This window comes from Micromonospora sp. NPDC048835 (genome assembly GCF_040649995.1).
Lineage (GTDB): Bacteria > Actinomycetota > Actinomycetes > Mycobacteriales > Micromonosporaceae > Micromonospora.
Genome location: NZ_JBEZGM010000031.1, coordinates 25,306 through 49,581, shown reverse-complemented (window position 1 = coordinate 49,581; position 24,276 = coordinate 25,306). Strand labels below are relative to the sequence as shown.

The 24,276-nt window shown below is 73.5% G+C and carries 20 protein-coding genes; 4 read left to right on the top strand and 16 right to left on the bottom strand.

What is annotated here, in order from left to right; genetic code table 11:
* Positions 1 to 17: 17 nt before the first annotated feature.
* From egtC to AB0C15_RS27775, 5 genes are all read right to left on the bottom strand, one after another.
* Positions 18 to 794, bottom strand: a complete 777-nt coding sequence (gene egtC, locus AB0C15_RS27795; RefSeq protein WP_357356759.1) for an ergothioneine biosynthesis protein EgtC — start codon at positions 792 to 794, stop codon at positions 18 to 20.
* Positions 795 to 837: 43 nt separating this feature from the next.
* Positions 838 to 2,175, bottom strand: a complete 1,338-nt coding sequence (gene egtB, locus AB0C15_RS27790; protein ID WP_357356802.1) for an ergothioneine biosynthesis protein EgtB — start codon at positions 2,173 to 2,175, stop codon at positions 838 to 840.
* Between the two features lie 80 nt (positions 2,176 to 2,255).
* Positions 2,256 to 3,491: an ergothioneine biosynthesis glutamate--cysteine ligase EgtA gene (egtA, locus tag AB0C15_RS27785; RefSeq protein WP_357356757.1), complete on the bottom strand. Its 1,236-nt coding sequence runs from the start codon at positions 3,489 to 3,491 to the stop codon at positions 2,256 to 2,258.
* Between the two features lie 156 nt (positions 3,492 to 3,647).
* Positions 3,648 to 4,445, bottom strand: a complete 798-nt coding sequence (locus AB0C15_RS27780) for a hypothetical protein (protein ID WP_357356755.1) — start codon at positions 4,443 to 4,445, stop codon at positions 3,648 to 3,650.
* Positions 4,446 to 4,461: 16 nt separating this feature from the next.
* A complete protein-coding gene (locus tag AB0C15_RS27775; protein ID WP_357356753.1) occupies positions 4,462 to 5,094 on the bottom strand; it encodes an RNA polymerase sigma factor in 633 nt (210 codons plus the stop codon).
* A gap of 531 nt (positions 5,095 to 5,625) precedes the next feature.
* Between AB0C15_RS27775 and AB0C15_RS27770 the strand changes: the two genes are divergently transcribed.
* Positions 5,626 to 6,996 carry a protein kinase gene (locus tag AB0C15_RS27770; protein ID WP_357356751.1) on the top strand — a complete coding sequence of 457 codons (1,371 nt, stop codon included), beginning with the start codon at positions 5,626 to 5,628 and terminating at the stop codon, positions 6,994 to 6,996.
* A 124-nt stretch (positions 6,997 to 7,120) separates the two neighbouring features.
* The gene (locus AB0C15_RS27765) at positions 7,121 to 8,383 is read left to right on the top strand and encodes a nucleotide sugar dehydrogenase (protein ID WP_357356749.1); all 1,263 of its coding nucleotides are present in this window, start codon (positions 7,121 to 7,123) and stop codon (positions 8,381 to 8,383) included.
* 93 nt (positions 8,384 to 8,476) lie between these two features.
* Here the strand turns inward: AB0C15_RS27765 and AB0C15_RS27760 are convergent, their stop codons facing one another.
* From AB0C15_RS27760 to AB0C15_RS27745, 4 genes are all read right to left on the bottom strand, one after another.
* Positions 8,477 to 10,951, bottom strand: coding sequence for an ABC transporter permease (locus AB0C15_RS27760; protein ID WP_357356747.1), 2,475 nt, complete (start codon positions 10,949 to 10,951; stop codon positions 8,477 to 8,479).
* Between the two features lie 147 nt (positions 10,952 to 11,098).
* Positions 11,099 to 11,764 (bottom strand): response regulator transcription factor, encoded by a 666-nt coding sequence (locus tag AB0C15_RS27755; protein WP_357356745.1) that lies wholly within the window; start codon positions 11,762 to 11,764, stop codon positions 11,099 to 11,101.
* A complete protein-coding gene (locus tag AB0C15_RS27750; protein WP_357356743.1) occupies positions 11,761 to 12,981 on the bottom strand; it encodes a histidine kinase in 1,221 nt (406 codons plus the stop codon). The genes AB0C15_RS27755 and AB0C15_RS27750 overlap by 4 nt, the downstream gene beginning before the upstream one ends.
* Before the next feature lie 39 nt (positions 12,982 to 13,020).
* Positions 13,021 to 13,728, bottom strand: a complete 708-nt coding sequence (locus AB0C15_RS27745) for a DUF305 domain-containing protein (protein WP_357356741.1) — start codon at positions 13,726 to 13,728, stop codon at positions 13,021 to 13,023.
* A 138-nt stretch (positions 13,729 to 13,866) separates the two neighbouring features.
* Here AB0C15_RS27745 and AB0C15_RS27740 point away from each other — a divergent pair, with 138 nt between their 5' ends.
* Entirely contained in the window at positions 13,867 to 15,312 is a 1,446-nt protein-coding gene (locus AB0C15_RS27740; RefSeq protein ID WP_357356739.1) for a hypothetical protein, read from the top strand.
* A gap of 94 nt (positions 15,313 to 15,406) precedes the next feature.
* Here AB0C15_RS27740 and AB0C15_RS27735 read toward each other — a convergent pair whose 3' ends face one another.
* Positions 15,407 to 16,405, bottom strand: a complete 999-nt coding sequence (locus AB0C15_RS27735) for a linear amide C-N hydrolase (RefSeq protein WP_357356737.1) — start codon at positions 16,403 to 16,405, stop codon at positions 15,407 to 15,409.
* Positions 16,406 to 16,569: 164 nt separating this feature from the next.
* Here AB0C15_RS27735 and AB0C15_RS27730 point away from each other — a divergent pair, with 164 nt between their 5' ends.
* Positions 16,570 to 17,781, top strand: coding sequence for an SLC13 family permease (locus AB0C15_RS27730; RefSeq protein WP_357356735.1), 1,212 nt, complete (start codon positions 16,570 to 16,572; stop codon positions 17,779 to 17,781).
* 19 nt (positions 17,782 to 17,800) lie between these two features.
* On the opposite strand, the gene AB0C15_RS27725 is transcribed toward AB0C15_RS27730, so the two are convergent.
* From AB0C15_RS27725 to AB0C15_RS27700, 6 genes are all read right to left on the bottom strand, one after another.
* On the bottom strand, positions 17,801 to 19,390 hold the full coding sequence (locus AB0C15_RS27725) for an asparagine synthase-related protein (protein WP_357356733.1): 1,590 nt from the start codon (positions 19,388 to 19,390) through the stop codon (positions 17,801 to 17,803).
* Between the two features lie 4 nt (positions 19,391 to 19,394).
* The gene (locus AB0C15_RS27720; RefSeq protein WP_357356731.1) at positions 19,395 to 20,363 is read right to left on the bottom strand and encodes a DUF5715 family protein; all 969 of its coding nucleotides are present in this window, start codon (positions 20,361 to 20,363) and stop codon (positions 19,395 to 19,397) included.
* Between the two features lie 707 nt (positions 20,364 to 21,070).
* Positions 21,071 to 21,865: an isocitrate lyase/phosphoenolpyruvate mutase family protein gene (locus AB0C15_RS27715; RefSeq protein WP_357356729.1), complete on the bottom strand. Its 795-nt coding sequence runs from the start codon at positions 21,863 to 21,865 to the stop codon at positions 21,071 to 21,073.
* Complete coding sequence (locus AB0C15_RS27710) at positions 21,862 to 22,803, bottom strand: cytochrome P450 (protein WP_357356727.1); 942 nt, start codon at positions 22,801 to 22,803, stop codon at positions 21,862 to 21,864. The genes AB0C15_RS27715 and AB0C15_RS27710 overlap by 4 nt, the downstream gene beginning before the upstream one ends.
* Positions 22,804 to 22,951: 148 nt before the next feature.
* A complete protein-coding gene (locus AB0C15_RS27705; protein ID WP_357356725.1) occupies positions 22,952 to 23,695 on the bottom strand; it encodes a winged helix-turn-helix domain-containing protein in 744 nt (247 codons plus the stop codon).
* Positions 23,692 to 24,216 (bottom strand): 2'-5' RNA ligase family protein, encoded by a 525-nt coding sequence (locus AB0C15_RS27700; protein WP_357356722.1) that lies wholly within the window; start codon positions 24,214 to 24,216, stop codon positions 23,692 to 23,694. Before AB0C15_RS27700 ends, AB0C15_RS27705 begins: the two co-directional genes overlap by 4 nt.
* Positions 24,217 to 24,276 lie beyond the last annotated feature (60 nt).

The following is a 24,276-nucleotide window of genomic DNA, read 5'->3' as shown; positions in this document are numbered from 1 at the left end:
TTCGCTCCTCTGTTCGATCAACAGTTACCGGCCCGCCCGGCGTCGCGCACCGGGGCCGGCAGTGGACGTATCCGCACCTCGCCCGCGGTGGCGACGACCAGGTGCCCCTCCGGCACCGACCGCCACCCGGGATCGTCGTCGTGGGGCTCGGAGGCGAGCAGCACCGAATCGGCCGTCTCGCGGACCGACAACGCGTGCCCCACCACACTCGCCACCACCCGCTGCCCGTCGCTGAGCAGCAGGTTGAGCCGCGAACCGGGGGCGGCGGCGACGACGTCGGCCACCGTCCGCCCGACCGCCTCGGCCGGGTCGACGCCCGCGCGCAACCGATGGCGGACAAGCGCCCAGAGCAGCGCCGAGTCGGTCGCCGCATCCAGGGTGAGCAGGTCACGCACCGGAAGGTCGGCGGCGAGCGGAACCACGGCGTCGGGCCAGCCGCGGACCACCCCGTTGTGGCTGAACAGCCACCGCCCCTCGGCGAACGGCGCCGCCGCGCCGTCGAGCACCGCCATCCCGACCGTGGCCGAGCGCACCGCCGCCACCACCGCCGCGCTGCGGGTCACCGCCGCGAGCTGGGCGATGGTCGGATCACTCCAGATCGGCTGGGCCCGCCGGTACCGCACCGGCGCGCCCTCGCCCGGGTACCAGCCGACGCCGAACCCGTCGGCGTTGATCGTGCCGCCGCCGCGCATGTCGCGGGGCGCCCAGGACTGCCGCACCAACGAGTACGCCGGGTCGAACAACAGCTCGGCGAGGGTGACCGGCGGCCCCAGGTAGGCCAGGTGGCGACACATCAGTGCCCCCGGCCCGCCGCCGGGCCGCCGGTCGTGCCGCGACTCACCGGTACGACTCGTCCGGTCGCGCGTCCCGGGCACAGCGGAAACCGCTGAAGATCTGCCGGCGGATCGGGTAGTCCCAGTTACGGAAGGTGCCCCGACAGGCAGAACGGTCGGTGCCGAACGAGCCACCGCGCAGCACCCGGTAGTCGTCGCCGAAGAAGACCTCCGAGTATTCGCGGTAGGGGAACGCGGCGAACCCCGGATGCCCACCGAACGCGGTCGACGTCCACTCCCAGACGTCACCGATGAGCTGGTGCACACCCAACGGCGAGACGCCGCCCGGGTACGCGCCCACCGGCGCCGGCCGCAGGTGGCGCTGGTCGAGGTTCGCGTGCGCCTCGGTCGGGTCGTCGTCCCCCCAGGGGTAACGGCGCGACCGACCGGTGCTCGGATCCCACCGGGCCGCCTTCTCCCACTCCGCCTCGGTCGGCAGCCGCTTGCCGGCCCACGCCGCGTACGCCTGCGCCTCGTACCAGCACACGTGCACCACCGGCTCATCGGCACGAACACGCGCCCACTGACCGAAGCGCCGATACGACCAGTCGTCACCGTCGCGACGCCAGTGCATCGGCGCGCTGAGCTGCTCCCGAACCCGATGGTCCCAGCCGGCCGGGCTCCACCAGCGCTGCTCGGTGTAGCCGCCGTCGGCGATGAACGCCGCGTACTGGCCATTTGTCACCGGGGCGGCGTCGATGACGTACGCCGGAAGGTCGACCCGGTGCGCCGGACGCTCGTTGTCCAACGCCCACGGGTCGGTGTCGGTGCCCATGATGAACTCGCCCGCCGGCACCAGCACCTCCGTGCCGACCCGGACCGACGGCTCGGGCGGCGCTGGGGCATGCAACACCGCCGGCCCCGCGCGTAGCTGGTGGGTGGCGAGCATGGTCTCGTCGTGCTGCTGCTCGTGCTGCACGATCATGCCGAAGGCGAACCCCTCGGCGACCAACGGCCGCTCGGTGAAGGCCACCGCGTCCAGCAGGTCGTGCACCTTGTCGCGAACCGTCGCCAGGTACGCACGCGCCTCCCCGGGCGGCAACAGGGGCAGCGTCGGGCGGTCCCGACGCGGTTGCTTGAACGCGTCGTACAACTCGTCGATGTCACAGCGGACCGGCTCCCTGCCGCCGACGTCACGGACCAACCACAGCTCCTCCTGGTTGCCCACGTGGGCGAGGTCCCAGACCAGCGGCGACATCAACGGTGAGTGCTGGCGCGTCAGGTCGTCGTCGTCGACCACCTCGGTCAACAACGTGGTGCGGGCCCGGGCCCGCGCCAACTCCACCGCGATCCGGTCGCGCAACCGCTCCCCACCCTCCGTTCGCGACTGCGAGGCTCGCAACCCCGGCTCACTCCTCGCGCTCACTGAACCGCCTTCCGTTCGCGACTGCGAGGCTCGCAACCCCGGCTCACTCCTCGCGCTCACTGGTCTCTCCTTTCTGTGGCGGCCAGCCGCCGACGGACACCTCGCTGGATCTCGTCGTGCGTGCTGGCCGGCAACTCCAGTCGAGGTAGGGCGGTCAGGGCCAGGTCGAGCAGGGCCGCCGCGGCGGTGGCAAGCGCCGGGTCGGCCAGGCCGTGCCGGGCGGCGACCGACCAGCGGTCCGCCACCGGCGTGGCGATCCGGTACGCCTCGCGCACGGTGCCCGGGTCGCCGAAGAGGGCGGTCAGCACCGCAAGCGGCAGCCGCCAGTCTCGCCCGGGTTGGGCGTCGAGGTAGCGCAGCTCCAGGTAGCCGCGCGGCCGCACCGGCGGAAAGAGGGTGCTGACGTGGTAGTCGAGGTCGTCGGTGGTGGGTGGTTCTGGCAGAGCCCCGGCGAGCCAGTCCGCGAAGGTCACGCCGGGCGGCGCCGCCCAGTCGCCGTGGTGCCGGCGCAGACAGAGCAGCGGCGCGGCGAGCACGTAGCTGACCCAGGCGTCGGTCGGATCGTCCCCGGCGCGGGTCGGCGACCAGACCGGGCGGGTCCGGGTCGGGTCGATGGCCAGCCAGGCGGCCATCCGGGCGGAGGCCCACCCGGTGCTCCGCCCGGCGTGTCGTGCGGCGTTCGCGAAGGCGGCCAGCAGCGGGGGCCCGACCGCGTGCGCCGCGGCCCAGCGGTCAGCGACCTGGTCCGGCTCACCGGCGTCGAGGCAGACCTGCAGGCCGGCGGTGCTGTACATCATCGTGCGGCCGGCCGGGCCACGACGGTCGAAGGCCCCACACATCGCTCGGTAGCGAGGAGTCTCCACCACCGGGCGGGGCCGTCGGTGGGGGTCGATGCCGCTGGGGCCGAGGACCAGCCCGGCGGTGGCCAGCAGGTCGATGACCTGGGCGATGTCGACGTCGGTGGCGCGGATCAACGCGCCGACCGAGGGGCGGGGCGGGGTGGAGATCTCCACCTGGCCACCCGGCTCCAGGGTGACCATGCCGCCGTGTCGCAGCCGCTCGGCCGGGCTGGTGGCATCAAGCGTTGCGGGGCTGTGCCGCCCCAGCGCCGCTCGCAGGCGCGTCGTGTCGACGGGGCGGGCGGGATCGGCGGCGTCGTGCACGGTCCATTCCAGTTCGACGCCGGTGTGGGTGGGTGGGCCGGTCTTGAAGCAGATCCGGGCCAGGTGCCGGACTGCGGCTGCGGACTCGCGCAGAATGGCGCTGCGGTCCAGGTCGGGTGACGTCACCAAGGGTCGAGCCCCCTCTCCATGCGCCGGGTTCGGCACACTGTGCCACCGTAAACCCACCCACCGACACCATCGGGGGCGAGCACGGCGCCACCAACCTCTGTCTAACAGACGAATTTCCGATGCAGGCCCGAACCAAACCGCTCGAGCCGGGACCGCTCAGCCGTTGGCGCGGTGGCCCGGGCGCGGCGGTGACGGCGGGGCCTTCGCCGACGGGGAGGGCTTACTCTTCGCCGACTCCGACGGCGTGACCTTGGTCGGCTCGGGCGGCTCGGTCTCGGGCACCAGCCGCTGGCAGTACGCCTCGACCTGGGTGGGGCCGCCGGCGGCGGTCACCAGCTTCTGGAAGCCCGGCGTGCGTAGCGCCTTCTCCCGCTGATCGGGTTTCTTGGCCCGCCACGCGCGGCACAGTCCGTGCAGGTGGCCGACCGGAGGGCTGGCCGGTGGTGTGCCGGTGACGGGCGACGGCGTGCCGACCGGCGGGACGCCGGGCGCCGTCGGGTGGCTGGGCTGGACCGACCGGGAGGCACCGAGGTGCGGCGAGGGTGAGGTGCGCGACGGCGCCGGTGTGACCGGGTCCGGCTCGCGGTCCCGGGTGACCGCGGCGAAGGCGGCCCCCGCGGTGGCGGTGGCTGCCACCGCGGCGATCCAGGCGACCGCGCCGGTGGTCACCCGGCGACGACCCGACCGCTGCGGCACGGCTGGCGACGGGTCGGCCCGGGCGGCCCGGAACGCGGCCAGCGCGGCCTCCTCGCCGGCCAACTCACCCGCACGGGCGGGGCCGGCCGCCGCGGCGAGCAACGCGACCACCGGCTCGGCCGGGGGTACGTCCGGGTGCCCCTGTGGTGGTCCGGGCGGGGAGGAGGCGTCCCGATCCGGCGTGGCCTCCGCCCGGGTGCGGGCCGAGTCGAGCAGCCGCTCGGTGTCGGTATGGTCGGCCCGCCGGAACGGGTTCATCGGGAGTCCCCTCACGTCAGCCGTCCGCCGGTTCGACGTGCGGTGCCCGCAGGGTGGGGCCGCCGCCCGTACGCTGCGGAGGCACCCCCTCGACCCCGACCGGCGGCCCGGCCGGGCTCTGCCGCTCCAACAGGACCGCGAGCCGGCGGAGACCGCGGTGCGCGGCGGTCCGCACGGCGCCGGCGCGGCGGCCCAGCACCCGGCCGGCGGACCCCGCGTCCAGCCCGATCACGGCCCGCAGCAGGACCGCCTCGGCTTCCCGGGGCGGCAGGGTGGCGATCAGCGCGAGGGCGGTCTCGGTGCCGATCGTCTCGCTGGCGCGCTCGGCGGTGTCCGCGTCGCTGGGCAACTCGACGAGCGCCTGCACCGGGACCGGGAGCGAGGGACGGCGACGCATCCGGCGCAGGTGGTCCATGGCGCGGTTGCGGGCGATGGTGACCGTCCAGGCCCGGAACTCGCCCCCGGTGAAGCCGGGCAGGTCACGGGAGATCTGGAGCCAGGTCTCGGAGGCCACGTCCTCGGCGTCGGCCCCGACGAGGGCGGTGAGGTACCGCAGCAGCCCGGGTTGGAGGCTGCGGTAGAGGAAGCGGAACGCCTCCTCGTCGCCGGCCTGCGCGGCGCTCACCATCTCCGACAGGTCGACTGTCATCCGCGGCCCACGCGTCGCAGTCGGCGGACCGGCCCGAGCCGCCACGCCGGGGCAGGCCACCCGGCACGAGGCGTACGCCCGATCAGCACCCGCACCACCCTCCCCCGCTCCGATCGTGCCCGCGACCATGATTGTCGGGGCGGCGTGTCCGGAGCCGACGCCAGGGTCGTCGATCGGTGCGCCGCGCTCCGAGACAGCCGTGGGCCCGAGCCGGGCTAACGCTAAGAGGGGGCCCACGAGGCGACAAGTCGGCGTCGTGTCACGGAAGAGTGACAATTATCTACCCTGCGCGACGGCGCGTCGTCGTAACGGGCAGTGAGCAGGGGACGCCAACTGCCTCTGAAGGCGATTTCTTGCCACGGTCGGGGGCCCGAACGACGGAAAATGTCGCTTTTGGTGACAGCCTCGATCCGCAGCGTCACCAGGGACCGAGCGTCCACACAGGTCAGGCCGGATCAGTCAGCCGGAACCAGCCACCCGGTGGCCCGGCCGCGGCGCGCCGCGCTGCGGCGCTCTAGGTACGGTAATGCCGTGCTGTCATCGGAGGTCGTGCTCAGCGGTCGCTACCGCTTGGACGAACGTGTCGCCACGGGCGGCATGGGCGACGTGTGGCGTGCCTCCGACCTGATTCTCGGCCGACAGGTCGCGGTCAAGGTCCTGCTGCCGGCACTGGTCTCCGACCCCGATTTCATCGCCCGGTTCCGCGCCGAGGCCCGGATCATGGCCGCGTTGCGGCACCCCGGCATCGTGCAGGTCTTCGACTGCGGTGCGGACGACCTCGCCGACGGTGGCCGGGCGGACTACCTCGTAATGGAGTTCGTCGCCGGCGAGCCGTTGTCCAAGCGGATCGAGGCGGCCGGGCGACTCGACGTGGCCGAGACGATGTCGATCGTGGCCCAGGCGGCGGCGGCGCTCAACGCGGCACACCGCGGCGGCATCGTGCACCGCGACGTCAAGCCCAGCAACCTGCTGGTCCAGGAGGACGGCACGGTCGTCCTGGTCGACTTCGGGGTGGCCCGCTCCACCGACATCACCAGCATCACCAGCACCAACGCGGTGCCGGGCACCGCCCTCTACATGGCTCCCGAGCAGGCCGCCGGCCGTCCGGTCAGCGGTGCCACCGACATCTACGCGCTGGGAGCGGTCACCTACTGCTGCCTCACCGGCAGTCCGCCGTTCACCGGCGACAACCCGCTCCAGGTCGCCGTCCGTCACCTCGACGACGAGCCACCGGAGCTTCCGCACGACATTCCGGAGGCGGTCCGCGCCCTGGTGTCGAGGGCCCTGGCAAAGGATCCACTGGAGCGGTTCACCAGCGGGGCGTCGATGGCCGAGGCCGCTCGGACGGCGGTCACCGGCGGCGAGCCGCCGACCGCGATGGCCACGCCCGTCGCGCTGCGCGACGGCGGGCCGGGCACCCGCGCGGACGTGCCGGCCGGCGCGGCGGTGGACAGCAGGTCGCGGGCCGAGCGACGGCGGGGTCCGCTCGTCGGCGCTGCCGCGGTCATGATGGTCGCGCTGGTCGGGCTCGGCGCGGCACTGGCCGCGACGCGCGATGCCGGTGAGAACCCGGCGGTGCGCCTGCCGAGCACCTCGCCGACGGTGGCACCGAGCGGCCCCGTCGACCTGCCCGCGGCGAACGAGCAGATCACCAGCGTCGAGCCGGGCCGGCCGGACCGCCCGCGCCCGCCCGGCAGCACCCCGTCGGCCTCCGTCTCGGCGACGCCGAACGTGCAGCCGAGCCAGACCGTCAACTCGCCGACGCCGACGGCGGCCGTCACCACGGGGGCGCCGACGAGCGCGCCGCCGACAAGCGCGGCACCGAGTGACCCGCCGACGCCGTCCGACCCGCCCACCACGACGAGCGCGCCGGTCGATCCGGAGGTGCCGGCGGGCGGCTGATCCGTCCGCCGGCGGCCGACCTCCGCAGCCCCACCAGCACCGATATCCCCAAAACGGACTTACGGCGCCGAAGACGCCTCTAGGCTCTCAGCAGGCCATTTACACATCTGCTGCGGGAGCCTGGGTGAGCGCTGAAAAGCTGGTCGTCATCGGTCAGGGGTATGTCGGGCTGCCACTGGCCATGCGGGCCGTCGAGGCGGGGCTCGACGTCGTCGGTCTCGACGTCGACGCCGACCGGGTGAAGCGTCTCGCCTCCGGCGAGTCGTTCGTCGAGGACATCCCGGCCGATCGGCTGGGCCGCGCGTTGGGCAGCGGCAGGTACCACCCCAGCACGGAGTACACCGACGCCGACGGGTTCGACATCTGCGTCATCACGGTGCCGACGCCGCTGCGGGACGGCACCCCGGACCTGAGCTACGTCGAGCAGGCCGGGATCGGCATCGGCCCGTACGTGCGCCCGGGTTGCACGGTGATCCTGGAGTCGACGACGTACCCGGGCACCACCGAGGAACTGCTGCGCCCGCTGTTGGAGTCGGCGAGCGGGCTGACCAGTCCCGGCGACTTCCACCTCGGCTACAGCCCGGAGCGGATCGACCCGGGCAACCCGACCTGGCGGTTGGAGAACACCCCGAAGGTGGTCTCCGGTGTGGACCAGGCGTCGCTGGCCCGGGTGGACGACTTCTACCGGCGCCTGGTGGAGCGCACCGTGCCGGTGGACTCCACCCGCGTCGCCGAGCTGACCAAGCTGATCGAGAACACCTTCCGTCAGGTCAACATCGCGTTGATCAACGAGTTGACCATGCTCTCGCACCACCTCGACATCGACGTCTGGCAGGCGATCGACGCCGCCTCGAGCAAACCGTTCGGTTTCCTGCCGTTCCGGCCCGGCCCCGGCGTCGGTGGGCACTGCCTGCCGATCGACCCGTGCTACCTGTCGTGGCAGGTCAAGCGTCGCCTTGGTCGACAGTTCCGGTTCATCGAGCTGGCCAACGACGTCAACCACGAGATGCCCGAACACGTCACCCAGCGGATCATGGGGGGGCTGAACCGGGACGGCCGTGCCGTCAGCGGCGCCCGCCTCCTGCTGCTCGGTCTGGCGTACAAGAAGAACACCGGCGACATGCGCGACTCCCCCGCCGTCGACGTGGCGCGTCGGTTGCAGGCCCTCGGCGCGGAGGTCCACGCCGTCGAGCCGTACGCGGAGGCGCACCACCTCCCCGCCGGGGTCACCATGGTCGGGCTCACCGAACGGGAGGTGCGCGCGGCCGACGCCGTGGTGGTGGTCACCGACCATGACACCTTCGACTACGACCTCGTGGTCAAGCACGCCCGCTACGTCTTCGACACCCGCAACAGGTGCGTCGGCCCGATGGTCGAACGCCTCTAGACCCGGCACCGCTGGCCGGTCCCGCCGCCGGGGATGATGGCGGGACCGGCCGGCGGATGTCCGGCCGGCGGCCCGGAGGTGACACCGACCCGGTCACGTGTCGGCGAGTGCCTCGACGACCGGACGGGACAGCGCCCGACGGGCCGGCAGCACCGAGGCGAGCAGGGCGGCCAGCACCGCGACACCGAGGACCAGCCCGAGCTGGCCGAGCGGAAGTACCACGTGGAAGTCGCCGCCGAGACGGTCCAGCAGGGCCATCGCGGACGCGCTGACCCCGGTGCCGAGCCCGATGCCGAGCACCGCGCCGACAAGCGCCATCAGCACCGCCTCGATGGCGAGCACCACCCGCATCCGCCCCCGGGTGAGCCCGACCGCTCGCAGGACCGCGTTCTCCCTGGTCCGCTCGACCACCGACAGGCTCAGGGTGTTCGCCACACCGACCAGGGCGATCACCACGGCCAGGCCGAGGAGCGCGGTGACGAAGGCGAGCAGCATGTCCACCGTGCCGGTGAGCATCTTCTTGTACGCGCCCTGGTCCAACAGGTTCACCGTCGGGTATCGGCCCAGCACCGTGGCGATGGCGTCGCGGGCCTGCTCGGGGCTCACCCCGGCGGCGGGGTCGACCTCGGCCAGGTAACCACGCTGCTTCGGAAAGAGCGCGGCGAAGTCCTGGTCGGACAGGTCGATGACGTGACCCGCGGGCACCTCGCCGGCGGGGGTGTCGTCGGTGACCACGGCGGCCACCCGGAACGGCCGCCCTCCGACGGTCACCGGCGAGCCGACCTGCCAACCGCGTACCCTCGCCAGCTCGCTGTGCACCAGCACCTGACCCGGCCCGACCCGGCCGGCGTCGCCGGCCAGCACCCCGCTCAGCGTCCGGCCGACGAGCGCGGGGTGGGCCGCGCGGATCTCGACGTCGTCGACGACGGTGCTGCGCTGCTCGTGCACCACCCCCAGCTCGGGGCGGGCGGCCAGCTCGCCGACGAGGGCGGCCGGCAGGTTCTGACCGATTCCGCTGACCACGAAGTCGGTGCCGATCTGGGCGTCCACGCTGCGCTCGATGCCGTCCTTGGTGCTGCGCGCGCCGACCATGAACGCGCAGACCAGCCCGATCCCGATCACCAACGCGGTCGTCGTCGCGGCGACCCGCCGCGGGTTGCGCACCGTGTTGGCGACCGCCAGTTCGCCGGTGGCGCCGAGCAGGCGACGTACCGGCCAGCCGAAGACCCGGGCCAGTGCCGGGACGAGCACCGGCCCGAACAGCACGATCCCGAAGAAGGTGAGCACCCCACCGAGCGCCACCAGCAGGAGCTGACCGGCGCTCGCGGCGCCGGCGAGCGCGGCGACACCGACTGCGAGGAGCACCGCGCCGACGGCCAGCCGACCTCGACCGGCACCGCGGCTCGGCTGCACCGCGGCGTCGGTGAGCGCGGCCACCGGGGCGATCCGCGTCCCGCGCCAGGCCGGCAGCAGGGCGGCGCACACGGTGAGCCCGGTGCCCAGCAGCAGGGCGGTGAGCACGGTCGAACCGGTCACGGTCAGCCCACCGCTGACCGGCACGTCCAGTCGGGACAGCAGCAGCCGCAGCCCGCCGGCGAGGGCCACCCCGAGCAGGACGCCGAGCGCGGAGGCGACGAGCCCGAGCACGGCCGACTCCAGCAGGGTCGATCGGAAGACCTGCCCCCGGGTGGCACCGACCAGGCGTAGCAGCGCGGTCCGGCGGGTGCGCTGGGCCAGCACGATCGCGAAGGTGTTGGCGATCACGAAGCCGGCCACCACGATCGCGACTCCCACGAAGATCAACAGCAGCATGCGGAACTGGTTCACGTTGCGGACCGCTTCCGCCACGGCCTCGTCGAGAATCTGCTGGCGACTCTTCACGGTGGCCTCGGCGCCGGCCACCGCGCGTACCTTCGCGGTCAGCGCCGTGAGGTCGGCGCCCGGTCGGGCCGCCACCATGATCCGGCCGTAGCCCCGCTCGCCGGTGAGGGCCAACGCGTCCGGCCCTACCAGCCCGACGAACGGACCGCCGACGTCGCGGACGGTGCCGGCCACGTCGACCGTGCCGACCAGGGTGTACGGGCGGGCCGCCCCGCCGGTGGCCCCCACCCGGACCGTCGCGCCGAGCCCGAAGCCCTGGTCGGCGGCCGTGGGCGCGTCGAGCACCACCTCGCCGGCCCGGTCCGGCAACCGGCCGGCCACCACGTCGTACGAGCGCAGGGCGTCCTCGGTGGGGATGGCGACGAGCATGGTGAAGCCGAGCACCGGCCGACCGTCGGCACCGACGATGCCGGCGGTGTTGGTCAACTCACCGCCGGCGGCGCTCACCCCGTCGACCGTCCGCACCCGGTCGACAAGGCCCGGGGGCAACGTCTCGCGGCCGGCCGAGTAGACACCCAGGTCGGTGTGGCGGTCGAAGGTGCCGGCCCGCTCGTACGCCCCGGCCCGCATCCCGTCGACGAAGATCATCGTCCCGGCGACGAACGCGACACCGAGGACGACGGCGAGCGCCGAGAGCAGCATGCGCAGCGCCTCGGCACGCAGCGAACGCAGGGTCAGGCGGATCATGCGGGGCTCCCGGTGCGGGCGGCGGATCGGACCCCTCCGACGCTATGGCCGGCACCTGTCTGGCGATCTCCACCTGCGCGCTCGACCTGCGTGCGCCCCGGGTCGCGGTGCGCCCGTCGACAGCTACGACCCAGGTCGTACGCGGCGTCACCCGCCGGGAGTGACCAGCCCGCTCTCGTACGCCAGAACCACCGCCTGGACCCGGTCGCGGAGCTGGAGCTTCGCCAGGATCCGCCCGACGTGGGTCTTCACCGTCGCCTCGGCCACGTGCACCCGGGCGGCGATCTCCGCGTTGGAGAGCCCCTGGGCGACGAGCAGCAGCACCTCCCGTTCCCGGTCGGTGAGTTGCGCGAGTCGAGGGTCGGCGCCCGGGGCGGCGCCGAGCTGCCCGGCGAACCGGTCCAGCAGCCGCCGGGTGATCGACGGAGCCACCACCGAGTCGCCCTGGGCCACCACCCGGATCGCGGCCAGCAGCTCCTCCGGTGGGACGTTCTTGAGCAGGAATCCACTCGCCCCGGCCTGCAGTGCCGCGAAGGCGTCCGCCTCGGTGTCGAAGGTGGTCAGCACCAGCACCCGCGGACCGCCCTCGGGCCGCTCGGCGCAGAGCCGCCGGGTCGCCTCCACCCCGTCCATGGTGGGCATCCGGATGTCCATCACCACGACGTCGGCCTCGGTGCGGGCGAGCACCCGCAGGGCGTCCGCGCCGTCGATCGCCTCCCCGACGACCTCCAGGTCGGGCTGGGAGCCCAACACCATCCGGAACCCGGCGCGGACCAGCGCCTGGTCGTCCACGATCACCACCCGGACCGTCATGCCGCGATCACCTCCGTTGCCGGCTCCGACGGTAGCGGCAGCCGAACCTCGACCTGCCAGCCCCCGGTCAGGCGGGGACCGGCGGTGAGGCTGCCGTCGTACACCGTCACCCGCTCCCGCATGCCGAGCAGGCCGTGACCCCCGGACGGCGCCGGGCTGACCAGCGGGCGGCCGCGACCGTCATCGACCACCCGGACCACGACGGCCTCGGCGGTGTACGCCAGGGCGACCTCGACGCCGGCACCCACCCCGGCGTGCTTGAGCGCGTTGGTCAGCGCCTCCTGCACCACGCGGTACACGGTCAGCTCCAGGCCGGGCGGCAGCGCCGGTGGGGTGCCGCTGACGGTGCTGCGGACCCGCAGCCCGGCGTCGTCGAACCGGGTCAGCAGGTCGGGCAGCTCGGTCAGGGCGAGCCGCCGGTGCTCGGGGTCGGCCGCCACCGCCAGCCCGTCGGCCCCGTCCGCGCCGGCCGGGCCGGCGTCCCGCAGGACGCCGACCAGCCGGCGCATCTCCTCGAGCGCCTCCCGACCGGTGTCCGCGACCACCTTCACGGCCGAACGCGCCTGGTCGGGATCCCGGTCGAACATGAACCGGGCGCCGTCCGCCTGGACGATCATCACGGCCATGCTGTGGGCGACCACGTCGTGCAGCTCACGGGCGATGCGGGTGCGCTCCTCGGCGACCGCCGCCCGGGACTCGGCCTCCCGCTCGCGTTCGAGCGTGGCGGCCCGTTCCTCCAGGCTGAGCACGTAGAGCCGGCGGGTCCGCACGTTGAGCGCGACCAACCACACCGCGCCGGTGACGAGCGCGTACCACAGCGCGGTCACCCACCACAGGATGACGCCCGGGGTCTGCGCGGCGGCCAGCAGCACGCCGACGGCCGCGACCACGCCGGCCAGGACGCCGTCGCGCAACCGCCGGCCGTACTTCACGACGCTGTAGAGCGCGATCAGGACGGCCACGTCGTAGACGAGCGGACCCCACCGGGCGAACACCTGAATCAGGGCGAGCACCGCGACCGCCACCGTCACCGCGCTCGGGTGGGTGCGGCGGAACAGCAGCGCCACCGCCATGGCCACGCCGACCGCCGTGGCCGCCCAGCCGCCCGGCTGGTTCACCGCCGCGGTCAGGGAGACCAGCACCACCAGCGCGGCGACGGCCACGTCGAAGGCGACGCCGCGCAGCGGGCGACCGAACAGGGTGCGTCTCACGGTCACCCAGCGTACGGGCTGGAACCCGCGGCTCTCGTGCCCCGCTCAGGAGCCGAGGATCTCGCGCATCCGCTCGATCTCGACGGTCTGCTCGGTGGCGACGGAGTTGGCGAACTCGTTGAGCGTCAGGTCGGAGCCGACCGTGAGCAGCTTGGTGGCCATCTCGATGGCGCCCTGGTGATGCTCGGTCATCATCCGGACGAAGAGCCGGTCGAAGTCCGCGCCCCGGACGGCGGCGAGCTGCCGCATCGCCTCGGGCGACTGCATGCCACGCATGCTGCCGTGGTCGTGCCCCTTGTCCTCCGCCGGGAGGCCACGGGTCTGCAACCAACCGCGCATCATGCCCATCTCCGGCCCCTGGCTGGCCCGGATCCGCTCGGCGATGGCCCGGACGTCGGGGTCGGCGGCCCGGTCGGGGGCGAGCTCTGCCATCGCCAGGGCCTGCGCGTGGTGCGGGATCATCATGTGGACGAACACGACGTCGAAGGAGTTGTGCGGGGCCGGGCCGGCGTCGCGGACCTCGTGTGCCGGGCGGGTGGCGGCCGTCTCGCCGGGGCGGCCCGGAGCAATGACGGTGAGGTCGGTGGGGACGGGGCTGACGGTCGGCGACGCGGCGGAGGTGGCGGGCGCGGAGACCGGCCGCGCGGCGCCCGGACCACTGTCGCCGTCGAGGCGGATCGCCAGGAACACCACCAGCGACAACGTGAGACTCAGTGTGACGACCGCAAGGGTGCGTGCGCGCCGATTGGTCATGGGCCACTCCCTGAGGTCGAGGTCACCGCGATGCTATCCATTGAAGAAGTCACTTTCATGTGATCCAGCTCACATCGACGTTCTTCGTCGGGCGGTAACGTGTCGACCATCGTCTCCCCCTTGCGAAGGGCCCCGCCGATGATCAGACTCCACAAGCCACGGTTACGACAACTGCGCATCGTGGCGCTCGCCACGACCGGCCTCCTCGTCGCCAGCGCCCTCGTCTCCCCGGCGAGCAACGCCCAGGCGGTGCCGCAGGCGGCCCCAGCACCCGCGCTCACCAACACGATCCCCGGCGTCGACGAGATCGTGAGCAGCCCCAACCTGCGCCAGATCGCGAACCTGCCGAAGGTCGCCCCACTGGACGCGACAAACAGCGACATCGCCTTCCAGGGCAGGTACGCGTACGCCGGCAACTACAACGGCTTCGTCATCTACGACATCTCGCGGCCCAGCGCGCCGACGGTCAAGGCCCGGGTGCTCTGCCCCGGGTCGCAGAACGACATCTCCGTCCACGGTGACCTGCTCTTCCTCTCCACCGACTCGTCCCGCAGCGACGACTCCTGCAACAGCACCACGCAGGGAGCGGACGTGAAGGGCTCGTGGGAGGGCATCAAGGTCTTCGACATCAAGGACAAGGCCAACCCGCGCTACATCAAGTCCGTCGAGACGGCCTGCGGCTCCCACACCCACACCCTGGTGCCGGGCAAGGACCGCAAGGCCGTCTACCTGTACGTCTCCTCGTACAGCCCGCGGGCCGAGTTCCCGGACTGCCAGCCGCCGCACGACTCCATCTCCATCATCAAGGTGCCGGTGAAGAAGCCGACCGACGCGGCGGTGGTCGCGACGCCGAACCTCTTCCCGGACGGCGGCTTCCCGGGCAGCTCGACCGGCTCGGCGACCACCGGTTGCCACGACATCACCGCCTACCCGTCGAAGGACCTGGCCGCCGGCGCCTGCATGGGTGACGGCATCCTGCTCGACATCAAGAACCGCGAGGCGCCCCGCGTCATCAACCGGGTCCGGGACGAGGTCAACTTCGCGTTCTGGCACTCGGCCACCTTCAACAACTCCGGCACCAAGGTGATCTTCACCGACGAGCTGGGTGGTGGCGGGGCGGCGACCTGCAACGAGACCGTCGGCCCGAACCGGGGCGCGGACGCCATCTACGACATCGCCGGCCGGGGCAACGCCCGGACGATGACCTTCCGCAGCTACTACAAGATCCCCCGGGCGAACGCCGACACCGAGAACTGCGTGGCGCACAACGGCTCGCTGGTCCCGGTGCTCGGCAGGGACATCATGGTCCAGGCGTGGTACCAGGGTGGCATCTCGGTGTTCGACTTCACCGACTCGGCCAACCCGAAGGAGATCGCCTTCTGGGAGCGCGGCCCGCTCTCGGCCGACACGTTCGTCGGCGGCGGCACCTGGTCCGCGTACTACTACAACGGCCACATCTACTCCAACGACATGGTCAAGGGCCTGGACGTCCTGGAGCTGAACGACTGGCGTACCTGGACGGCCAAGCTGACCCGTTACCAGGAGCTCAACGTGCAGACCCAGCCCAGCTACCTGGGCTGGTAGACACCGAGGCTGTGTAGGCACCGAGCACGCGACCGGGCCCGGTCCCCGATCTTCGGGGGGCCGGGCCCGGCCATGTCCGGAAGAGCCGACCGGGTCAGCCCGTCGCCAGGTGGTAGCGCCGCTCACCGCCGCCCGCGGTGACGACCCGGACCTCGCCGGTACGCAGCCCGTAGGTCACCGACCAGCGGGTGTGCCCCTGCCGGACGGCGGCGAGCAGCCGGTGCGCCGCGGCGACGTCCAGCACCCCGCCGGCGTCGGTCAGCGCGGCGGCGATCTGCCCGTACCGGCGGTCCGCACGCCGCCGCTGCTCGGGTACGCCGACGACCTGCACGTTCGTCAGCGCCTGCCAGCCGCCCGCACCCCGTTCCACCCGCATACGACCGTCCACGAACTCGATCACCGCTGACGCTCCGGTCGCGTCCGCCACCAGATAGTGCAGCGGCGGCCCACCGTCGACGTCGAGATTGTGCCGGGTGAAGACGGCGACCGCCTCGTCGACAGTCGCGGCCTGGTCCAGCACCAGCCGCAGGATCCGTACCGAGCCGACGGTGGGCTTACCCGGGTCGGGGCGGACGGTCGCCGCGTCGTCCGCCGCCAACCCGACGGCGAGGCCCCGCTCGTTCATCCCGTCGAAAGGCAGCAGCGGCGCGTCGAGCAGACGACGGTCACCACGGGGATCCGCGCCGACCCCGAGGTAGGAGATGTCGACGAGCGAGATGGACGCGTGGCCGTCCGGCGGGTCGGTCCGCAGGACCAGCGCCGGGTTGGCGTCCCAGTCGAAGTTGCGGGCGAACACCGGCCGGCCCGGGTCACCGGCGGCGACGAACAACGAGCAACCGAACGGGCTGGGTGGCGTGGCATCGGTGCCCACCGTCGGGTCGTACGCCCCGACGTACGTCATCTCGTACAGCGGCAGGTCGTCCACGCGGCGCAGGCTGGCCAGGGTCCGCTCGGCCTGCTCCGGGTCCTGGCGGGAGGCGACCGGGGCGGCCGGCGACGGGCCGACGCGCGACGGCGGCTCCGACGGGGCACAGGAGGTCACGGTGAACAGTAGGGCCGTCGCGACAGCCGGCAGAGTCCTGCGCATATCCATTAGACGCGATGGTACCGATCGACGGTTGCCCACCCCGCCCGGTCGGTGGCGCAGGGGCGTGGAAGGGGGACCAGGGGGTGTCCGACGGCGGCCACCGTGGGACCGGTCACCCTTGCTCGGGGTTGCCGAGCGCGAGGTCAGGACCTGTGCCAACGTGACCCGATGTGACACTCGCAGCCCCGCCCGAACCGACCACGCGCTGGCGGCCCCACCCGCTGGACGTGGTGGCGGCCGTCCTCGCCGTGCTCGGCGCGGCCTGCGCGCTGAGCGGGCTGCTCCCCCGCGCCGAGACCACCGCCACCCTGCACCGGATCCTGCCGCTGCTGCTGTTCCTGGGCACCGTGATCGTGCTCGCCGAGCTGACCGCCGTGGCCGGCGTGTTCGACGTGCTGGCCAGCCGGCTGGCCCGGGCCTCCCGGGGCAGTTGGGCAGCGCTGTTCCTGCTCTGCGGCGGTCTCGCCACACTGACCACCCTGGTGCTCAACCTCGACACCACCGCCGTGCTGCTCACCCCGGTGCTACTCGCGCTGGCCCGTAACCTGCGGATCCCCGCCGCCCCGCTCGCCGTCACCACGGTCTGGCTGGCGAACACCGCGAGCCTGCTGTTGCCGGTGTCCAACCTGACCAACCTGCTCGCCGCCGACCGGGTCGATCTGGCGCCCCTGGCGTACGCGGCCCGGATGGCGGTGCCGCAGGTCGCCGCCGTAACGGTCACCATGGCCCTGCTCTGGTTCGGGTGGTGGCGGCGGGAGCGGCCGGCCGGTGGGCGTTTCGTCCCACCGACCCGGCACCAGCCGGCCGACCCGGTGCTGCACCGTACGGCGCTCGCCGGCTGCCTGATCTTCGTCGCCGGCATCCTCGCCGGCGTGGAGATCGGGCTCGCCTCCACCGTGGCGGCGGCGCTGGTGCTCGTCGGTTTCCTCGTCCGCTCCCCCGCCACGCTGCGCCCCGGGCTGATCCCGGTACGCCTGCTGTTCTTCGTCACCGGCCTGTTCCTGGTGGTGCAGACCCTCGGCCGGCACGGGCTGGACGACGTGGTCGGCACCCTGCTCGGCGTCGACGGCGGCGCGCTGGGCGCCCTCCGCGCGGGTGGCACCGGAGCGCTGCTCGCCAACGCGGTGAACAACCTGCCCGCCTACCTGGCCGGCGAGTCGGTGCTGCCGACCGCCGACCACACCCGCCTGCTGGCCCTGCTGATCGGCACCAACGTCGGCCCGCTGGCCGCTCCCTGGGCGTCACTCGCCACCCTGCTGTGGTTCGAGCGCTGCCGGGCGGCCGGGGTGGCGGTGCCGGTGACCCGGTTCGTGCTGACCAGCACCCTGCTCGCGGTCACCGGGACGCTCGCGGCGGTCGGCGCACTGCTGCTGGTGACCTGACAGCTCCCGGGCGCGGCCCTCAGCGGCGGGCCGGGCGCGGACCGACCAGCCGGCGGACCATCGGCGCGGCGTTCCACTTCGCCGCGCCGACCAGGTCACGGGCGTGTTCCAGGACCGTGTAGTCGGGTCGGGTCAGCCCGTCGGCGATGGCCCGGTCCAGGTCGTTGCCGCAGCGGCTGAGCACGGTGTCGAAGTCCCGGCGGACCGGCTCCTGCAGGTCGTAGCCGAACGAGCGGTGCAGCCGGGCGAAGAGCGGCTTGTACAGCCGGACCCGCTCGTGCAGCCCCGAGGAGTACGACATCGGGTTCTTCGGACGACGGACGATGTAGTCGGGCAGCACGTCGGCGAACGCCCGCCGGACGATCCACTTCTCCTGGCCGTGGCGCAGCTTCAGGTCCACCGGCAGCCGCATCGCCAGCTCCACCACGCTGAGGTCGAGAAACGGCACCCGGGCCTCCACGCCGTGCGCCATGGCGGCCCGGTCGACCCGCTGCAACTCGGTGCGGCACAGGTTACGGATCCGGTGCAGGAACAGCCGGCGGGCCGCCGCCGGGCCGACCTGGTGGTACATCCGGTACCCGCCGAACAGCTCGTCGGAGCCGTCGCCGGTCAGCACCACCTTGATGCCCAGGTCGCGGAGCCGCCGGAAGATCGGCACCGAGACGACGGCGTTGATGATGTCGCCGTACTCGGTCAGCTCGGAGATCCGGATGGCCTCGCGGACGTCGGCGAGCCGGATGTCGCGCGGACGCAGCTCGACCACCACGTGCGGTACGTCGAGGTCAGCGGCGAGCCGCCGGGCGTACGCCACGTCGGGGCTGTCCGCCACGCCGACCGTCACCGCGACGCAGTCCGGGTGGATGTCCCGGACCTGCCGCAGCGTCAACGAGCTGTCCAGGCCACCGGAGAGCACCACCCCGACGGTCAGGTCGGTCTCCACCCGCATCCGGATCGCGTCGCTGAGCGCGGCGCGGACCAGCAGCGCCGCCTCGTCCGGGTCGTCGATGACCGGCAGGCCGTCGCCGATGGTGAGCAGATCGACGTACGGGCTCAGGCGCACGTGCCCGTCCGCCGCCGCCCAGCCGTGGTGCCCGGGCGGCACCTCGGCGATCGGGGCCCCGTGCCCGACGAGCGCCTTGACCTCGGAGGCGAGGTGCAGGCAGCCGGGCCGACGCGACCAGTACAGCGGCTTCACCCCGAGCGGGTCGCGGGCCAGGTACGCCCGGCCGGTGGCCCGTTCGACGATGGCGAAGGCGTACTCGCCGCGCAGCCGGGTCACCGCCGACTCGCCCCACTGCTGGAACGCGGCGAGCAGCACCTCGGTGTCGCTCTCGGTGCGGAATGCCTGCCCCAGGCGGGTCAGCTGCGCCCGCAGCTCCCGGTAGTTGAAGATTTCACCGTTGAAGCAGAGCAGCCACCGTTCGTCGGTCGACGTCCACGGTTGCACCGCCCGGTCCCGGTCCACGATCCGCAGCCGCCGGACGCCGGTGAGCAGCCCGTTCTCGGACCGGGTCTCGGTGACCTCACCGCGCGGGGCCAGGGCGGCGAGCATGCGCCGGAAGGTCGCCGGGTCCGCCTCGGGGCCGATGCTCAACGCGATGCCGCACACCGGCTCAAACCCCCATCTCGGCCTCGTACGCCCGGCGTAGCCGCCGCCGGGCGGTGGGCGCGAGACACAGGTGCCAGGCCTGTCCCTCGTCGATCACGTTCAGTTCGCCGGCCTCCTGCCGGCGCAGCAGCAGCTCCGCCAGGGTCTCCCGGGCGCCGAAACGCTCGAACCAGGCCAGTTCGACATCGACGGAGTAGCCGAGGCAGTGCCCGCTCGGCAGCATCGCCGCGTACCCCAGGCGGCGCAGCCGGTACTGGTGCTCGGCGCTACGGACCAGGCTGGTCACCCAGAGCGGCGGGGTGGCCGGCGGCGCGGCGGCGGCGAACTCCCGTCCGATGTCGTTGAGCAGCGCCACCACCTCGCGCCGGGCGCGGCGGAACAGCAGCCCCGCGGTGTGTGGGGTGGCGTCGGGCCGCAGTCGGCGCCGCAGCCCCCGCGCGGCCCGGCCCAGCATCGTGGCCGGCTGCTCCTGGTAGCGGAACCGCAGCAGGTCGCGGCGGCGCAGCCACTCCAGGTCGACAAGTTCCGCGCTGCCGTTGACCTGGTCGTCGGTGACGAAGGCCGGGGCGTCCTGCCACCACAGCACGTCGATGCGGGAGAGCAGGTAGATCCGGACCAGCGCGCTGAGGTCCCGCGCGGAGGTCCGGTCGTTCGGCTGGTAGCGGGCCATCTCCAGCAGCAGCGTCTCGCGCGCGCCGATCAGCCCCTGCGGGGTGGCGTCGAGGACCGCGGCGAGCGCCGGCTCGCGCAACCGCTCGTCGATGAGCACCTGTCGGGCCCGGGTGCTCGCCGCGTCGGCCAGGGCACCGACCTCGACCAGCAGCTCAGCCACGGCGGCGCGGTACGCGGGCAGGTCGGGCGCGGGGGCGGGAACGCGACGCGGAGTCGTGCCGGAGGGTCGACGGCGGGCCGGAGCGGTGCGCGACGGAGGCGAGCCGGGTTGCTGTCCCGGACTACGGCTGGGCACTCGCATGACGGTCCCTCTCTCCGGTCATGACACGGGGGTGGTTCGCCCTGAAACACACCGTAATCATCCTGACCGGAACGGACCGAACATTCCTCCTATCTCCCCTCTAAGGTGCGGGGACGTCGGCTTTCGCAAGGTGCCGGGCAGCCGTCACCGGCACGCTGGCGTGACGCCGAGCCGGCAGGGGCCAAAGGCCGGCAGGGGCCAAAGGCCGGCAGGGGCCAAAGGGTGGACGCGCTGCCTATGGAGCTGATGTCGTCAACGAATCAGCCGCAGCCGAGGAGCAGCCACAGCGTGGGACCACCCGGCGGGTGGCGCGTGCACCGCCTACAGCCCTCGGCCCCGGCTCGCCCGGCCCGCCCCCGGCCCCGGCCCCGGCCCCGGCTCGCCCGGCCCGCCAGGCCGCCCGGCCCGCCAGGCCGCCCCGAAGATCGTGCTCGATCCTTGTTGTAGGGGCCTCAACCACGAGGGATGCCACTGGAACCAGGATCGAGCACGATCTTGCCCCGACGGTGATGTCGTCAACGATTCAGCTCCAAAGGCACCGACCAGCAGATTGCGCCGGCGCCGGCTCTCCTCGACGCACGCCCTCGCACCCCGCCCCGGCCCGCCCCCGAGAGCGGCCGGGAGCCGGTCAGTCGCCGAGAGCGGCCGGAAGCGGGCCCGCGGCCGACGGCCGGGAACGGGCCCGCAGCCGACGGCCGGGAACCGGGTCAGTCGCCCGCCGACACCAGGGCCTGCACCTCGGCGTACGACGGCAGTCCCGCCGGTGCGGCGGCCCCACCGAGGCGGACGGCGTCGGCTGCGGCGAGGGCGGCGCCCAGCGCGGCCCGGAACAACAGCGAACCGGTGCTGACCCGGGCCACCCCAGCCCTGCCCAACTCGGTCAGGCCCGGCCCGCCCGGCTGGTAGAGCGCGTTCACCGGGGCGTCGATCCGCTGGGTGAGGACGCGCAGGATGGCCAGGTCGACGGTCCCGGGCACGAAGATCCCGTCGGCACCGGCCAGCCGGTAGGCGTGAGCGCGGGCAAGAGTCTGCGGCAGCGGATCGTCCACCCCGAGCCACCACGTGTCGGTGCGGGCGTTGACGAACAGGTCCGGCACCGCCGCCTTCACCGCCGCGACCTTGGCAGCGGTGACCTGAGTGTCGGCGAGGGTGCCGTCGGCGCGACCGTCCTCCAGGTTGATTCCGACCACGCCGAGGCCGGCCAACTCCGCCACGTACTCGGCGACCTCCGCCGGGTCGTCGCTGAACCCGCCCTCCACGTCCACGGTGAGCAGCACCGGCAGCCCGACCAGCCGGCGGGCCAGGGCGAGGGTCTCCCCGGCGGTGGCCGCCACGCCGTCGGGCAGGCCGGCGCTCGCGGCGACCCCGAGGCTCGTAGTGCCGACAGCCGGATACCCACCTGCGGCGAGCGCGGCGGCCGATGCGTGGTCCCACGCGTTGGGCAACAGCAGCGGGCGGCCGGCGCGGTGCAGGGCGTGGAACGCGGCACGACGATCGGTCATCGGATGCTCACCTCCAGACTCGTCGGCACCCGCAGGGTCGGGTGCGGTTGATGACGCAACGGGTTCGGGCCGCGCCGGCAGTGCTCCCGCAGCACGTCGAGCACCCCGGTGGCCAGCGCCAGGGCGTGCCGGTCGCCCGGGCAGCCCCGCTCCCCCGTCCCGAAGGTCAACAACCCGGCACCGGGCCGACCGGGCTGGAACGCTCCAGGCTCGGGAAACACCTGCGGGTCACGGTTGGCCGCGTCGAAGCGCAGCAGCACGGGGCTACCCTTCGGCAGGTCGCGCCCGCCCAGGCGTACCCCATCGACGGTGACCCGTCGGGTGGCCCGCACCGGCGGGTCGAGCCGCAGTACCTCGGCCAGCAGATCGGCGGTACCTGCCGTGGTCGGCGCACCACCCGGGGGCAGCAGGTGATGGGCGGCGGCGCCGATCAGGCCGGCTGTCGCGTCGCACGCCTGGACCAGCAGACCGATCAGGTTCGCCCGTACCTCCGGCGGGCCGGGCGGCGCGAGCGCCAGCAGCGCCGCGACCGCCCGGTCGGCCCGCGTCGTCAACGCCGGTTCCACCCCCGGGTGGTACGTCGCAGCGACGACCGCGACCGCCGTCCCGGCGGCTGCCGGATCAGCGAAGCCGAGGCGATCGGCCAACGCCCGTAGCGGCACCGGCCGGGCCAGGTCCCGCATCACGTCGACGCGGTCGCCGGCGCGGTCGAGGACGGCCCCGGTCAGCTGTGCCGCGTCGTCGCGCAGCTCGTCCGGGTACACCGTGGCCAACGCCGCCGCCGCGACTGCCCGACGCTCGGCGTGCCGCGCGGGCGGGCTGAACCGGCTGACCGTGGCGCGCAGCCAGGCGAGGGTGCCGGGCGGGCCGCTGTCCACGGACGGCACCTGGAACGCCGCGTCGGTGAGCGCCGCTCGCACGTCGGCGTGCCGGGTCACCCACCAACCGTGCGCCGGGTCGAACGAGGGCGCCCCACACAAGGGTGTTTCCGGGGCGGGCGCGATAACAGGCCAGGTGTCAGTCACCGCCCGACCGTAGGGCGCGAACAGTTCGCCCCGGACCGAACGATCCCGCCCCGGTCGCCGATCAGGCGCGGCCGCTCGTGGCCGGCGGGGCCGCCGGCGGGTCGAGGGTGTGTTCGGGGATGGCCAGGGCGGCAGCCAGCTTAGGGCGGCCACTGGGAGTGAGGCGGACGGCGCGGCCGGCGCCCTGGCTGATCCAACCCAGGTCGGTGAAGCGGCGGCACAGCGCCGCGCCGAGCGCCCCGGCGAGGTGCGGGCGGCGTTCGGTCCAGTCGAGGCAGTCGCGGACCACCGGGCGGCGGGCGGCACGCAGCACCTCCGCGGGTACGCCCAACCCGGCCGCCCAGGCCCACCCGTCGGGCGTCAGCGCCAACCCGCTGGACCCCTCGAGCCGCCGCTCGCGCAGCAGCGCGTCGTACATCAGCACGCCCAGCCGGCCGGCGAGGTGGTCGTAACAGGTCCTGGCGTACGCCAGGGAGGCGGTGGCGGTCACCGCGCGCAGCGACCCGGTCGGTGCGGGCGTGGCCGGGGCGTGGCTGGCCAGGTCCTCGATCAGCTGGGCCACCGACGGCCCAGCCAGCCGCAGGTAACGGTGTCGGCCCTGCCGTTCCTCGACGAGCAGCCCGCCCTGGACGAGTCGGGTGAGGTGGTCGCTTGCCGTCGACGGGGCGACCCCGGCGCGCCGGGCCAGCTCACCGGCGGTCCACGCCCGCCCGTCGAGCAGCGCCAGGCACATCCCGGCGCGGGTGCCGTCGGCCAGCAGGGCCGCCAACTCGGCCATCCCCCGACCATCGGTGCCAACGCTCATGGCTGTTCGCACCGGGTCAACGCGGTCACCGTCCGGTCCGTGCCGTCGTAGCTGCGGGCGGCGTCGAACTCGCCGGTCGGTCGCTGCCCACCGGCGACGGCGCGGGCCAGCCGCAGGTCCGCGTTGCGGAACCGCAGGGCCAGGCTCAGGTGCGGCACCCACGCGTCGGGCGCGTGCCACGGGCGCTGACCCTCGGCCTCGGCGAGGATGTCCCAGGCGGCGGCGTGCAGCTCGGTCAGCGCCAGGGTGGGTCGGACGAGCCAGACCAGCGGGGCGCTGCCGTCGAGGACGACGACCCGGTCGAGCGTCACCGGCACCGGCAGCGCCGCGTCGAACAGGTCGGCCAGGTGGCGCTCGACCCCCGGCGGGAACTCGTCGACGGCGGCGAGGGTGAGGTGCGGCCGGTTGGTCGGATGGACGGTGCGGGCCAGGCTGGGCAACCCGGCGGCGGCCAGTCGACCCCAGACCGCCCGGACCGTGACCTCCAGACCGGGCGAGCAGACCAACTCCACCGTACGCACCCCGACACGCTACCGGGGCGCACCGTCACCCCTGTCACGATCGACCCGGTCGTCAACTCG